The following is a 13907-nucleotide window of genomic DNA, read 5'->3' as shown; positions in this document are numbered from 1 at the left end:
GCGAGCAGGTCGAAGCCGGCCACCGAGGCGGCGCCCGCGGTGGGGGTGTCCAGCCCGGCCAGGATGTTCAGCAGGGTGGACTTGCCGCTGCCCGACGCGCCGACCAGGGCCATCAGTTCGCCCTGCTGCACCAGCAGGTCCAGTCCCTGCAGGGCCTGGACCTCCACGCCCTGGGCGGTGAAGATCCGCACCAGCCGGTCGCAGACGATCAACGCGTCATGCCCGTAGGCAGGCCGCTCCCGGCTCTCGGCGACGCGGCGCTCCAGCTCCGCCAGCGTCGCACCGCTCCGTGCCGCCGTCCCCGGTGTGTCCTGGCTCATTCCCGTTCCCCCATCCGCAGTTCCGTTCCCTCTCCCCGTCGCCCGGTCAGCCACGCCTGCCCCGCCAGCGCCGCGCAGGCCAGCACCACCAGCGCGGCCGCGGGCAGCAGCAGCGACAGCGGGTCCGTGCGCAGCACCGTCCCGGACACGCCGCTCACCGGCGCGGCCGCGGAGAAGGCGAGCGCGGTCAGGTCCACCCCCTGACGCAGCAACGGGACCGTGGCCAGGCTGACCAGGACGCCGCCGAGGGCGCCCAGGAGGACCTGCGGCAGCATCTCCAGCACCGCCAGCCACTGCCGCTGACGAGCCGTCATGCCCATCGTCCGCAGCCGCGCCAGCAGCGCCTTGCGCTGCGGCGTGTGCACCATCAGGGAGAGCAGCAGGGCCAGCGCGCTGTAGCCCGCACCCGCCGCCACCGCCGCCAGGTAGACCCGCCGGGCGCCGGTCTGGAGCGCCGAGGAGGTGAACGACGCGCGTTCCTCGGAGCGGAGGACCACCGTCAGGTCCGCCGAGGCGGCGCGCGTCGCGGCGTTCAGCGCCTGCCCGTCCAGTCGTGGCCCCGTCACGTAGAGCGCGGTCGCGGCCTGGACGGGGGAGCGGGCGGTCTCGGGGTGCGTGCGGGCCAGGCCGGCCGCGGAGACGACGACGAACTCGCCGCCCAGGACAGCGGGCGTCACGTCGCGCACCGCGGCCGTGCGCACCGGGGTCGCCCCGGCGAAGGCCTGCACGGACACGGTCGTCCTGCCGAACTCCCGCGCCAGCGCGGGGGAGACGATCGCGGGGAGCGGTCCGCTGCCGTCTCCCTCCAGTGTCGCGGCGGGGAAGGGGGCGCCGACGCCCGTGCTGGCCACCAGGGCGGCGTAGCGTGCCGGATCGACGACGACCAGGTCGTAGGGGGTACCGGCCGGCGCCGTCGACAGACCCGTCTCGATCCTCACGGGTGAGGTGCCGAGCACGCCGTGCACCCGCCGGACCTGCGCGTCCAGGCCGTCCGGGAGCGTGGTGAGGGACTCGATCCGGGCGTCGCCGCCGACCGCGCGCGTGGCGGCGCGGTCGCGGCCGCTCTCGACGCCGGTGAGGACCGAGCCGCCGAACGACGTCACGGCCAGCGCCACCAGCACGGCCACCAGCGGCAGCGCCGTGGCGGAGGGCGTGCGGCCGGCCCGGGCCAGCCCCAGGTACAGCACCGTGCCCCGCATCCGGGCCGCGGGCCGGGACAGCAGCCGCAACGGCAGCGGGTACAGCCTGAGCAGGACCAGCGCCCCGATCACCGCGACCAGCACCGGTGCCGCGGCGGTGAGCAGGTCCGCTCCGCCGTCCGCCGTGCCCCTGCGCCGCAGCGCCACGACCGCACCGGTCACGACGACCGCCACGGTCAGCTCCGCCACCGCGCGGCGGCGTGAGGGCCGGGCCTGCACGAGGTCGTCGCGCCGCTCCGGGCCCACCCGGCGGACGAGCGCCACCGCCCGCAACGGCAGCGCCGGAACGGCGACCGCCGCCACCAGCACCCCGGCGAGCAGGGAGGTGGCGGAGCGTTCGGCCGGCACCAGCAGCAGCGCGAGCAGCACCCCGGCCGCCGTGCACGGGACGACCACGACGGCGCTCTCCGTCAGCAGCCGGGCGCACAGACCCGTCAGGCTGCTCCCGCGCGCCCGCAGCAGCCGCAGTTCGGTACGGCGACGGATCGCCGACAGGCCGCCCGCCATCAGCAGCACGATTCCTGCCACGGCGCCCACGCCCACCGTCGCGATCAGCACCAGTGGCGCGGCGGCCTCCCGCTCCCGTACGAACGGCCCCAGCAGCGCGGCGAGTCCGTCCTGGCCCACGGTGACCGCCTGGCTTCCGGTCAGTATGCGCAGCTGGGTGGAGTCCGGTCCGCCCGACAGCGACGCCAGCCGGTCGCGCAGCGCGGGCACGTCGTGGGCGCTCAACGCGCCGACGTCGGCGGGATGGTGCCAGTACAGGCGGGCGCCCTCCGGCAGGTCGAGCACCACGCCGCCGGCGTCCTGACCGATGAGCGCGGTGAAGTGCCAGTAGTGCTCCGGGTCCTCACCCGGCGGGCCGGGGACGCTCACCAGGGTCGGGGCGAGCAGGTCCTGCTCGGCGTTCCAGAAGGCCTCGCCGGGCGAGTGGGGTTCGACGATCCCGGTGATCCGCACGGTCAGCCCGGCCCCGGTCGTGTCCAGCAGGTGGACCGCGGAACCCGCGCGCAGGCCCATCACCTTCGCGGTCCGTGCGGTGACCACCGCCTCCACCTCACGCTCCCCGGCGGTGGACGCCGGCATGTGCCCGGCGACGAGCCGGGAGCGGGCGGCGAGGCCCGGCTGGGAGACGAGCGTGGCCCGCGGATCGCGGTCCCTGGTCGGCCGGGGCAGGCCGGGATCGGTCGCCGCCGCCGCCTCGGCGTTGCGCACCCCGTACACCGTCTGCGCGGTGTCCAGGGCCAGCGGCGGCCGCACCACACTCCGGAACATGTCCTCGGTCCTGGCGAGTTCCCTCGCCTGGAACGGCGAACCGCCACCGCCTCGCACCCCGGAGAACGACAGGTCCAAGGTGGCGGTGACGCTGCGGTCGGTCAGGGAGGCCCGGCGGAGGGTGTCCCGCAGTGCGGCGTCCTCGTACGCCTCGACGGTGCGGGGCAGCGCCGCCGCGAGGAACGCGGTCACCAGCACCAGGGCGGCCAGCGCCAGCGCACCACCGGGGGCGGCGCGCAGGCGGGCACCGGTCCACGAGGCCGGCCGCGCGGTACGTACGTCGGTCACGTCACTCCCCTCCCTGCCGGCGCAGCGCGCGGACCGGATCGGCCGTACGCAACGCCGCCACCGCCACCGCCAGCAGCGGCAGCACCGCCACCGCGGCCAGCAGTTCCAGCAAGGGCACGGCGGGCAACTCCACCCGCACCTCGGGCACCGGGCTGTCCGCGCGTGCCGTCAGCACGATCAAGGGCACGATCGACCGGGTCAGCGCCCCGCCCAGCAGCGCCCCGACCCCGACCGCCGTCAGCACCAGCAGCCCCTGCTCCGCCGCGATCACCCGGGCCAGCGACTTCCGAGGCGTGCCCAGCGCCCGCAGCAGCGCGAACTCCTGCGAGCGCTCCCGTACCGCTCCCGCCGCCGCGACCGCGAAACCCACCGCCGCCAGCACCGCGGCCGCCACCACCGCCGCCGGCAGGGCCGACAACGGACCCGCGCCCAGCGGGTCCCGCCGCAACTCCGCCCGCGCCTCGTCTCGGACCACGATCGTGGCGGCGTCCCCCCGGGCGCGCAGGGCCGAGGCCACACGGGGCCCTCCGGCCGGGCCGGCGGCGAGCCACCACTCGGTGGGCTCCAGCCCGCGCTGGTCCTGGAAGACCAGGGCGCGGTTCAGGCTCGCCAGGTCCAGCAGGACGGCGCCGCCGCCGGTGCCCGTGGAGCCGTCCCGCCCGGTGGTGGGCAGTGCGCGGAGCGACCCCGTGATGCGCAGGGACAGCCGTGTGCCCTCCAGTTCGACCGGGACGGTGCTGCCGGGCCTGGCGTCGACGGCGCTCAGGAAGGCGTCGGTGACGACCGCGGGCAGCACCGTGGGTGGCCGCGGCCCCGCCCGCAGGGTGAGGGAGGCGCCGTCGGCGCCGTTGGGGACGCCCTGCTGGAAGGGTTCCTCGCCGGTGTCGTAGCGGACGGTCAGCGGGGTGTCCGCGGCGGAGCGCGGTTCGCCGGTGCGTGAGGGGCGGTAGCCGAGGCCGGGGGCCTCGGGGAAGTCGGGGTTGTCGATCTGCGTGCGGGCGGACCAGGCCGTCGTGGTGGGGGAGGGCACCTCGCGTGTGCCGTCGTCGGCCGTCACCGCGCGGACGTCGGTGACCGTCAGGCTGTGCCGCTCGTTCCGCCGGGGCACCAGGTACTCCGCCCGGAGCCCGGTCAGACGCAGCGGCCCGGCCGGGCCCGCGCCGCGCGCCCGGCCCGTGACGGCCGCGAAGTCGGCTTCCAGCACGTGCCGTTCGCCGTCGGCCCGGACCTCGCCGAGGGAGAGCGTGTACGGGACGCCGTACCGGTCGGTCAGCGTCACGAACAGCTGGTCGGTCACCGTGCCGGCGACGGTGCGGTCCCCGGCCCCCAGCGACCGGAGGCGGACGGTCAGGCGGAGCCGGTCCGTGCCGTCGGGCAGGACGAATCCGGCGCTGCGGGCGGCGGGGCCGCCGTCCGCCCGCAGGGGTCGCACGAGGTCCGCGAGGGGTTCGGCGGACAGGTCGTCACGCAGTCGCAGGACACGGGCGGCAGAGGTGCTGTCCACGGCCAGGACGGTCGCGTCGCGGTCGCGGGGCAGGGACACGGTGGCGCGGCCCGCGGGGGTGACGGCAGCGATGCCGGGTACGTCGTCGTAGACGCCGCCCTGCCCGAACGCGGGCGTGGCGGAACCGGACACGCGCAGGTCGGCGCCGACCGCGAAGTCCGCCTGGTCGTCCTGCGACCGGGTCCACGTGCTGTTCTCGCCGATCGCGAACATGCTGATCGACACGGCGAAGACCAGCAGCAGGGCGGGCCCCGCCCCGCGGCCCGGGCGGCGTGCCAGCTGCCAGCCCACCAGGGACACCGGCAGCCCGCGGGCCTTCGCCGCGCGGCGCTCGCCGAGCCGGGCCGCCAGCGGCAGCAGCCGCAGCGCCAGCACCGCACCCGCCAGCAGGCACAGCGCGGGCGCCCCCACCAGGACCGGATCCAGACCCAGCCGTCCGGAGGTGTCCGTGCTGAGCGTCCCACTGCCCGCCTCGCGGCGGGACAACTGCCAGAACGCCAGGCCGGCCACGAGCACCAGGCCCGCGTCCGCACCCGCCTGCACGCCGGCGGGCAACGCCCGCCGGCGCCGCCGCGCCGTGTATTCCTGCGTGTACGTCCCCGTGCGCCGCAGTACGGGCCCGACGACGGCGAGACCGCAGGCGAGCGCGGTGAGCGCGGCCACCCACCAGGCGGTCAGCGGCGAGGGCTCCAGCCGTACCCCCGCCCGGGCCAGCGCCCCGTGACCGGCGAGCAGCCGCACCAGCCGGCCGGAGAGCAGCGGGGCCAGCACCACGGCCGGCACGGTCAGCAGCAGGGCCTCGGCCGTGGCGAAACCGGTCATCTGGGCGCGCGAGCCGCCGCGGGCACGCAACTGGGCGGTCTCGGCCGAGCGTTCCTCCGCGAGCAGTCCGGCGACGAGGAGCAGGGAGAGAGCGGCCAGCAGCATCAGCTGCAAAACGCTGATCAGCAGGGTCGACCGGCTCACCAACAGCGTTCTGTGCAACTCCGCCAGCAGGTCCGGAAGTTCGCTGCTCGCCACGACGGAGTTCGCGGCCTGCAGGGTGCCCAGCCGCTGCACCGTCCGATGGACGCTCCCGCTGACGCCGTCGGCGCGGGCCGTGGTCATCGCGGCGAAGTCCCCCTGCGCCTGCCAGGCCATCTCCACGGCGGGGACCCCGCCGGGGCCGAAGGCCCCGGGGGAGGTGACCATCGGCCCGTACGTGGTGAAGGAGAGCGTCCGCACTCCGCGCCCGCCCAGCGGGTCGAGCCGCCAGTACAGGGCATATCGGTCGACCGGCCGGTATGTCCCCGTCACGCGGACCCGCAGCGTGCCGTGGCGCAGCCGGTCGGTCAGGGTGAGCACCTGCCCGGTGCGCACCTTCAGCGCTTCCGCGGCCGCCTCGGGCAGCGCCACCGGGACCGGTCCGCCGGCCGCCGGGGCCGCGGGGAAGGTGCCCTCGGCCATGGTCACCCGTGCCCGGTCCAGCGTCGACAGCACCGTCAGGTCCGGGTCCCCGGTGCGCGGGGCACCGCGCGGCCGCAGCGCCATCGGCAGCCCGTACGGGCCGGAACGGGTGACCCCGGTGACGGACACCGGCAGGCCGTCGTAGGCCCCGGCGACCGTGGCGCGCACGGCCCCGTCCGCCACGCCCGGGTCCTTGCCGTCGACGTCGGCGGTGATCCCGACCAGTGTCCGTGCCGCCGACTGCTCCTGCAGCGCGCGCCGCAGACCGGCGTCCCCCACGGCCGCGCTGAACGCGGCGAGCGCGGCGACCGCGCAGGTGGTCAGGAGCACGGAGAGCAGGGCGGCGCCGAGCAGCAGACGGTGCGCGCGCAGACGCAGGAACACGAACCCCGGCACCATGCCCCCCGTTCTCGATGGCCCGTGCAATGAGATTGGCACAGACTACGCCCACCCGGCCCCGGGGCTAAGGGCCCGGCCGTCACCGGTTCCGGGAGCAACACACCTGGCCCCGGCCGCCGTTGAGGGGGCAGGCGGGACGGCGCCTCCCGGCCGCGGCCGGGAGGCGCCGGGGTGGGCGTCGCTCAGCGGGCGCTGTGCTGGGCGCGTTGGTAGAGCGGCCAGGTGACGGCGGAGGTGAACTGCGGGCCCACCAGGTGCCGTGTGCAGCCCGGGGCCGGATCCCAGGGGTCGCAGGTGTTGCCCGCGGCGTCGAGCCGGCTGCCCTCGGAGTTGTCGCCGACGACCGTGCCCAGACCGGACTCCGGGTCGAGACCGGCTATCCGCGGGCCCCCGCTGGAGCCACCGCCCATGATGCACTCGGTCCCCCACAGCCCCTTCGCCGCGGGGTATTCGGGGGTGCCGACGACCTGCTGGGCCCGTCCGGTGCAGTAGGCGAGCCGCTCGCCGGTGTACTCGGGAAGGCCCTCACGCTCCGGGTCCGAGACGGCGCGGGGGTATCCGAACTGGTGGACCCTGCGGTCGCCGGGCCGGTCGAAGCCGATCCTCTGCGCCGCGCCGACCGCGGTCCGGACGGTCCGGCCCCGCGCGTCCGTGTTGAGGACCACGAACGCCTGGTCGTAGGCGCCGTAGAGCTCACCGTGCTGCTGGTCGTTCTCCAGCCAGGTCGGGGCGACGACCCCCAGCCGGCCGGTGAACTTCCCGTAGGGCGCCCGTCCGTCGCGGTAGCCGGGCACGAACAGCACGTTCCGCGTCCACTGGTTGTCCTCACCGACGAGGTCGGTGTTGTTCACGCAGTGCCCCGCGGTGACCACGGTGCTGCCGTTGGCGCTGTCGACGACGGTGGCGGTGCAACTGGAGTCCTCGCCGTGGTCGGTGAAGAACAGCCGCCCCACCGTACGGCCGAGGGCGCTCCGCCCCGTCCACGGGGCGCCGTCGGGACCGCCCTCGGGCGGGTTGCCCGACGAGGGCTCGGTCAGCGCCGCGATCCGCTCCGGCGTCCAGTAGCCGAGGACCGCCTGCCGCTCGGCCCGGGTGACCGCCTGGTCACGGACGGCCACGGCGGTCGTGGACGGCTGGACGGCGCCGGCTGCCGACGCCTCCGGGGCCGTGACGAGCACGGCCGCGGCGACGAGGGCGGCCGCCAGAAGCGGCCGGTGGAGGTGCGCGGAAGGGGGTACCTGACGTGACGGCATGCTGCTCCTCGGGACGTCGATCGCACTGCCCCGCAGGCCGCGTGCCGGTGACACGGGCCTGCGGGCAGAAGGACGTGCGATACAGACGTCCGGGAGGGGCAGTCGGTTGGGACCGGTCGCGAGCGCCTGCCGGCGGCCGCGGTTCAGGCCTTCGGCTGGGTGAAGCGGATGCTGTTGCCGAAGGGGTCGCGCAGGCCGCAGTCGATCCCGTACGGGCGCTCGGTCGGCTCCTCGGTGAACTCCACGCCCAGGTCCCGGAGCTTCTCGTAGGTCTTGCGGCAGTCGTCGGTGCTGAAGATCAGGTGGCCGCCCGTGGCGCCCTTGGCGACCAGTTCGCGGACCTGCTGCGCGGTCTCCTCGGACATCGCCGGCGGGCCCGGCTTCTCCAGCAGGATCTGGCGCTCCGGGTGGCCGGGGACGTTCACCGTGAGCCAGCGCATGAAGCCCAGGTCGACGTCCGCGTTCACCTCCAGGCCGAGCTTGCCGACGTAGAAGTCGAGGGCCTCGTCCTGGTCCAGGACGTAGATCTGCGAGTGCGTGATGGCGTTGAACATGTGCATCACGCTACTGGCCGGGCCGGGCGGAAACTTATCCAAAACTGCTCACCCTGCTCGGCCTGCTCGGCCCGCGATCAGGCACGCGGCCGCATCCACGCCTTCGCGAAGCACGTCGGCACGTCCATGGCCGTCGCCTGCTTGCGGTACGCCCGCGGCGACGTGCCCACGATGTCGCGGAAGGTGCGGCTGAAGGTCCCCGGGCTGCCGAAGCCGACCTCGAAGCAGATGTCCGTCACGCTGCGGTCGCTCTCCCGCAGCAGGAACATTGCCCGCTCCACGCGGCGGCGCTGCAGGTAGCGGTGCGGCGTCTCCCCGAAGGTGGCCCGGAAGGTGCGGGTGAAGTGCGCCTGCGACACATGGGCGATCCGGGCCAGCGCCGGCACGTCCAGCGGCTGCGCGTAGGCACGGTCCATCGCGTCCCGTGCCCGGAGCATCCGGCGGTTGGTCTCTTCTGCGGCGCGGCTCACGCCGCCCATGAGACCACACGGTTCGGCGGAAAGTCGCCGTTCCGGGACGGCGGGCGGGGTCGTCCAGGGACCCGTGCGGACGCCTCAGTGCCCGCCCGCCGGTGCGCCGCCCATCATCCGCAGCATCCGCCGGCCGCCCGTACCGAGGAAGCGGGCCAGCAGCACGGCCGCCAGCGCGAGGAAGGCGATGTTGAGCCAGGTGGTGTAGTCCCAGTGGACGCCGCCGCCGGGGACGTGGGCGCTCGACCGGTCGGGGATCAGACCGAGCGCGCCGAAGAGCACCTCGACGACGTAGCCGGCGACGGCCATGGCGACGTAGAAGGTCCACAGGACCAGCAGGGCCGTGCGGCGGCCGTAGTACTTCCGGTAGATGGTGAGGATCGGCAGGATCAGCAGGTCGGCGAAGATGAACGACACCACGCCGCCGAAACTGATGCCGCCGGTCCACAGGACCACCGCGAGGGGCACGTTGCCGACGGAGCAGACGAACGAGGCCATGGCGACGAGCGGCCCGATCAGCGGGCCCCACAGCTTCGCGGCGAGCGGATGCCCCTCGAAGAAGAAGGCCTGCCAGAAGGAGTCCGGCACCCAGGCGGCGACGGCGCCGGCGATCAGCAGGCCGAGCACGAGGTCGCGCAGGATCGCCGCCCACTCCATCACGAAGACGTGCGACGTGGCGGTGAAGCCCTCGGGGGACAGCAGGCGCCGCAGGAACGGGCCCTCGCGGCGCACGGACATGTCCATCGCCGCGTGCCCCTCCATGGACCCGGCGAGCCCGCGGTCGGCCTGGGCACGGGCCTCCCGCAGCAGGTCCGGCCGGAGCAGGCGCCGGAAGAGCAGCGCGAGGACGACGATCATGACCGGCCCGCCGACGAACTCCGCCGCCGTGAACTGCCAGCCCATGAGCAGGGCCAGCAGGACGCCGAGTTCGACCACGAGGTTGGTGGAGGCGATCTCGAAGGCCATCGCCGCCGTGAAGCTCGCCCCCTTGCGGAAGAGCGAGCGGGCGAGGGCGACGGCGGCGTAGGAGCAGGACGAGGACGCCGCGCCCAGGCCCGCGGCGATCACCAGCGTCCGGGGCCGGTCGTCGCCGAGCAGGCCGACGACGCCCTGCTTGCGGGCCACGGCCTGGACGACCGCGGACAACGCGAAACCGAGGATCAGCGCCCAGGTGATGTCCCAGGTCATGGCGCCCGTGAGGGACAGGGCGTGGAGGACGGCGTCCATGCGGTCAGACCGCGACCGGGGCCGGTTCGCACGCCTCCATCAGGTGCGCCGCGGTGTCCGGGGCGAAGAGCGCGGCGGCGGCCGGGGAGGGGGTGCGGCGCGGGCGGCGCGGACGGGTGAGGCCGTCCAGGACGTCGATCAGCGTCCAGGGATCGGTGGCGAAGCGGGTCAGACCGAGCGCCGCCATCTGGTGCGCCCCGGCCTTGCCGTGGCCCGGGATGGGGCGGTAGCCGACGACGGGCAGTCCCATGGCCAGTGCTTCGAGCGCGGTCTGCCCCGCGGCGTTGTCCACCAGCGCGTCCGCCGCGCTCATCAGCGCGGGCATGTCCCGCTCCCAGCCCAGCGCGAGCGCCCCGGGGACGCGGGAGAGCCGGGCCCGCAGCCGCCGGTTCTCGCCGCACAGCGCCACCGGAAGGAAACCGGCCCGCGCGAGCAGGGCGGCCGTGTCCGCCAGGTGCGTGCCGGCGCCCCAGGCACCCGCGGAGAGCAGGACGACCGGCCGGTCCGGCGCCCGGGAACGGAACACCCGGTGCCAGGGCCCGGCGTCCGGGGCGGGCGCCAGGAAGCGGGACGCGACCAGGGGACCGGTGGCGGCGGCCGGGCGGCCGGTGGCCTCCCGCACCCGGCGGGCGGCGCTTTCGGTGAGGCAGCAGTAAAGGTCGTTGCCGGGGTGGAGCCACTGGCTGTGCACGTCGAAGTCCGTGACCACCACCGCGCTGGGCACCGCGAGCGTTCCGCGGGCCCGCATCCCGCCGGTGAGCTGCGCCGCCAGGTGGAACACCGGGACGACCAGCCCGGGCCGCTCGCGCCGGACGAGTTCGGCGAGCCCGCGCTCGGCGAGTCCGGCCAGCCCGGCCGGGCCGGGCGTGCGGCGTGACCCGCCGGGGCGCAGGAACGTCGCGTAGATGCCCGCGTAGAGCACCGGGAGGTGCAGGACCGTGGCGCGGTAGAAGGCGCGCAGCGCCGCGCCGGCGTGCGCGGGGAGGAGTTCCAGCACGTCGGCCCTGCGGGCCTGCCCGCCGCGGGCGGTGAGCCGTGCGACGAGTTCGTCGGCGACGGCGTCGTGACCGGCGCCCATGGCGGCGCTGAGCACGAGGAAGCGCCGGGGCGCACGGCCCGCCCGCCCGGTGTGCGTCACCGCGGCACCACGTCCCGCCGGGAGGGGACGGGCGGCGCTGCTGCGGGCACATCCGGCACGTGATCACCTCGTACACCAGTTGCGGACTACTCGGGTCTAACCGATTTGCCCCGTCTTGAAACGAATGGCCCGCATCACGGGGCGACCCCCGCCCCCTGCCTCCCGGGAGGGTCGCCCACAGAGCCGGTCCGGCGATCGGGCGGTTTACTGAGACCGGAGGGGGGACGCGCCCCGGGGGGAGCCGCACCGGCCATCCCGGGCGGCAGCTGCAGCGGCAGGGACGGAAAGCAGCGGCAGGGACAGAAAGCGATGCCATGACCTCTCACCCTCCCCAAGCGGTCTCCGGTGGCAAGGCGGTACGCGGCAAGCCCGTGCGCGACCCGGCGGACCCGGCCGGCGGACCGGCCCCGGTCGCGCTGGTGACCGGGGCGTCCTCGGGCATCGGGGCCGCGGTCGCCGACCGCCTCGCCGCCGAGGGATGGCGGTTGCTGGTCAGCGGCCGCGACCACCAGCGTCTGCGGGCGGTCGCGGAGCGGACCTCCGGGACCGCGCTCCCCGCGGACCTGGAGGACCCGCAGGGCACCGGGCGGCTGGTGCGCGACGCCGCCCTCGTGACGGGCGGCCGGGTCGACCTGCTGGTGGCCGGGGCGGGCATCGGCTGGGCCGGTCCCTTCGCCTCGATGCCGCAGGGGGTGATCGAGCGGATCTTCATGGTGGACGTCGTCGCGGCGATGGAGCTGGTCCGCCGGGTGCTCCCGGGCATGCTGGCCCGGCGCAGCGGCCACATCGTGCTGATCGGCTCCTTCGCAGGCAGCGTCGGTGTCCGCGACGAGGCCGTGTACTCCGCGGCCAAGGCGGCGCTCGGCGCCTTCGCCGACTCGCTCCGCTACGAGCTGGCCGGCAGCGGGGTGCGCATCACCCATGTCATCCCGGGCGTCGTCGACACCCCGTTCTTCGCGACGCGGGGCGTGGCGTACACCCGCTCCCGGCCCCGCCCGATGCCCGCCGAGCGGGTCGCCCGGGTGGTGACCGACGCGGTCCGCAAGGGACGGGACGAGGTGTACGTCCCCCGCTGGCTGCGGATCCCGGTCGCCGTGCGCGGCGTCCTGCCCTGGGTCTACCGGCGTCTCGCGGGCAAGTACGGATGACGCGGTGCCCGCCCTGACCGTCGTGCTGGCACTGCTGGCGGCCCTCGCCAACGGCGCGGCCTCCGCTTTGCAGCGGCGCGCCGCCCTCCAGCAGCAGGAGGAAGAGGGCGCCGGGCACGGTCTGCGCGGGCGGCTGCGGCACCTGCTGCGACTGGTCCGGCGCCCCTTCTGGGCGGCCGGGATGGCGGCGCTCGTGGTCTCAGGGGCCCTGCAGGCCAGTGCCCTGGGGGTGGGGCAACTGTCGGTGGTGCAGCCGCTCATGGCCACCGAGCTGCTGTTCACCCTGATGGCGGGGAGCCTGGCGTTCTCCCGCCGGCCCGACCCCGGGACCTGGTTGTGGTTCCTGGCGCTGGCCGGGGGACTGGCCCTGTTCCTCGGTGCCGCGACGCCGTCCGGCGGGCAGGCGCAGGCCCTGCCGGGCACCTGGCCGCGCGCCGGTGTGCCGCTGGCGCTGCTGGTGCTCGTCCTGTGGCTCGTCGGGCGGGCGCTGAGCGGCGGTGCGCGGGCCTGCGTCCTGGGGTGCGCCACGGCCGCCTGCTTCGCCTGCACGGCGGCGCTGATCAAGGACGTCACGGGTCGCATCCCCGAGGGCCTGCCGCGGGTGTTCGCCTCCTGGCAGCTGTACGCGGTGGGCGCGGTCGGCCTGCTCAGCCTGCTGCTCCTCCAGGTCACCCTGCGGGCCGGCAGCCTCGCGGCGTCCCAGCCGGCGCTCACCATCGGGGACGCGGTGGTGAGCGTGGCGCTGGGCTGGGTGCTCTTCGGGGAACGGATCGCGCTCGGGGCGCACGTGGTGCCCGAGGCGGCGGGCGTCGCCCTGATGGCCGCCGGAGCCGTCGGCCTGTCCCGCTCGCCCGCCGTGGCCGGCGGCTGGGACGTGCCGCGCGGGAAGCGTCCGGGCGCCCCGGAGGGCCGTCACCGTACCGTCCACGGGGGGCCGGGATGAGGCGCGGCGGCGACGTCCGGCGGGCGGCGCTGGCGGGGGGCGTCCTGGTGGCCGGCCACATCGTCCCGGCCGCCACCTGGCTGCCCGGGCTGCGCCGCCGGGCCTTCCCCGCCCTGGCCGGCCTCGGACGCCCCGACCACGTGGCCCTCACCTTCGACGACGGGCCCGATCCGGTCTCCACCCCGCGCTTCCTGGACGCCCTCGACGAACTCTCGGTCCGGGCCACCTTCTTCGTCCTGGGCGCGCGGGTGGGCGGCCACCCCCGGATCGTGCGCGAGGCCGTCCGGCGCGGCCACGAGATCGCCGTCCACGGCTGGACCCACGACCGCCCGTGGCTGCCCGGTCCCGCCCGCGACCGGACCGACCTGGCCCGCGCCGTCCGGGCGGTCCACGACGCCTGCGGCGCCGCACCGGTCTGGTACCGCCCTCCGTACGGCATCCTCACCGGAGGACGCTGGGCGGCGGCCGCGTGCACCGGCCTGACCCCGGTCCTGTGGAGCGCCTGGGGCCGCGACTGGAGCACCGGCGCCACCGGGGAGTCCGTACTGGCGACCCTCCGGCCCGATCTGCGCGCGGGCGCCACCGTCCTGCTCCACGACAGCGACCACGCCTCCGCCCCGGGTTCCTGGCGCGCCACCCTCGCGGCGCTTCCCGCCCTGGTCACGGCATGCCGGGACGCCGGTCTGACGGTCGGTCCCCTCGTGGAGCACGGCGTCGGCGCGGGCGTTTGACGGTCGACCGGA

At 75.7% G+C, this 13907-nt stretch carries 11 protein-coding genes; 3 read left to right on the top strand and 8 right to left on the bottom strand.

Annotated elements, in window-relative coordinates; all coding sequences use genetic code 11:
* The 8 genes from ABZ312_RS32630 to ABZ312_RS32595 form a co-directional block, all read right to left on the bottom strand.
* Window positions 1-320, bottom strand: a 320-nt coding sequence (locus ABZ312_RS32630; RefSeq protein WP_500439327.1) for an ATP-binding cassette domain-containing protein, incomplete at its 3' end; no start/stop codon positions are given.
* A complete protein-coding gene (locus ABZ312_RS32625) occupies window positions 317-3082 on the bottom strand; it encodes an FtsX-like permease family protein (protein WP_500439326.1) in 2766 nt (921 codons plus the stop codon). The genes ABZ312_RS32625 and ABZ312_RS32630, both read right to left, overlap by 4 nt.
* A 1-nt stretch (window position 3083) precedes the next feature.
* Entirely contained in the window at window positions 3084-6416 is a 3333-nt protein-coding gene (locus tag ABZ312_RS32620) for an ABC transporter permease (RefSeq protein ID WP_500439325.1), read from the bottom strand.
* 197 nt (window positions 6417-6613) lie between these two features.
* On the bottom strand, window positions 6614-7684 hold the full coding sequence (locus ABZ312_RS32615) for a trypsin-like serine peptidase (protein WP_500439324.1): 1071 nt from the start codon (window positions 7682-7684) through the stop codon (window positions 6614-6616).
* 143 nt (window positions 7685-7827) lie between these two features.
* Window positions 7828-8238 (bottom strand): VOC family protein, encoded by a 411-nt coding sequence (locus tag ABZ312_RS32610; protein WP_500324512.1) that lies wholly within the window; start codon window positions 8236-8238, stop codon window positions 7828-7830.
* 77 nt (window positions 8239-8315) lie between these two features.
* A complete protein-coding gene (locus tag ABZ312_RS32605; protein WP_500324514.1) occupies window positions 8316-8717 on the bottom strand; it encodes a helix-turn-helix domain-containing protein in 402 nt (133 codons plus the stop codon).
* A gap of 75 nt (window positions 8718-8792) precedes the next feature.
* The gene (locus ABZ312_RS32600) at window positions 8793-9935 is read right to left on the bottom strand and encodes a permease (protein WP_500439323.1); all 1143 of its coding nucleotides are present in this window, start codon (window positions 9933-9935) and stop codon (window positions 8793-8795) included.
* 4 nt (window positions 9936-9939) lie between these two features.
* On the bottom strand, window positions 9940-11073 hold the full coding sequence (locus ABZ312_RS32595; protein WP_500324518.1) for an MGDG synthase family glycosyltransferase: 1134 nt from the start codon (window positions 11071-11073) through the stop codon (window positions 9940-9942).
* A 314-nt stretch (window positions 11074-11387) separates the two neighbouring features.
* Between ABZ312_RS32595 and ABZ312_RS32590 the strand changes: the two genes are divergently transcribed.
* From ABZ312_RS32590 to ABZ312_RS32580, 3 genes are read left to right on the top strand one after another with little or no spacing between them, the layout of a single operon-like run.
* Window positions 11388-12221, top strand: a complete 834-nt coding sequence (locus tag ABZ312_RS32590) for an SDR family NAD(P)-dependent oxidoreductase (RefSeq protein WP_500324520.1) — start codon at window positions 11388-11390, stop codon at window positions 12219-12221.
* A 4-nt stretch (window positions 12222-12225) separates the two neighbouring features.
* On the top strand, window positions 12226-13164 hold the full coding sequence (locus ABZ312_RS32585; protein ID WP_500324522.1) for a DMT family transporter: 939 nt from the start codon (window positions 12226-12228) through the stop codon (window positions 13162-13164).
* Entirely contained in the window at window positions 13161-13895 is a 735-nt protein-coding gene (locus tag ABZ312_RS32580; RefSeq protein ID WP_500439322.1) for a polysaccharide deacetylase family protein, read from the top strand. The genes ABZ312_RS32585 and ABZ312_RS32580 overlap by 4 nt, the downstream gene beginning before the upstream one ends.
* Window positions 13896-13907 lie beyond the last annotated feature (12 nt).

Source organism: Streptomyces sp. NPDC006207, from assembly GCF_040613835.1.
Classification (GTDB): domain Bacteria; phylum Actinomycetota; class Actinomycetes; order Streptomycetales; family Streptomycetaceae; genus Actinacidiphila.
This window is presented reverse-complemented; position numbering and strand designations above follow the sequence as displayed.

Bases quoted from the DNA above. Each gene is read 5' to 3' on its own strand.
- ABZ312_RS32615 (WP_500439324.1), bottom strand. From the start codon at position 7,684: ATGCCGTCACGTCAGGTACCCCCTTCCGCGCACCTCCACCGGCCGCTT.
- ABZ312_RS32610 (WP_500324512.1), bottom strand. From the start codon at position 8,238: ATGTTCAACGCCATCACGCACTCGCAGATCTACGTCCTGGACCAGGAC.
- ABZ312_RS32605 (WP_500324514.1), bottom strand. From the start codon at position 8,717: ATGGGCGGCGTGAGCCGCGCCGCAGAAGAGACCAACCGCCGGATGCTC.
- ABZ312_RS32600 (WP_500439323.1), bottom strand. From the start codon at position 9,935: ATGGACGCCGTCCTCCACGCCCTGTCCCTCACGGGCGCCATGACCTGG.
- ABZ312_RS32590 (WP_500324520.1), top strand. From the start codon at position 11,388: ATGACCTCTCACCCTCCCCAAGCGGTCTCCGGTGGCAAGGCGGTACGC.
- ABZ312_RS32580 (WP_500439322.1), top strand. From the start codon at position 13,161: ATGAGGCGCGGCGGCGACGTCCGGCGGGCGGCGCTGGCGGGGGGCGTC.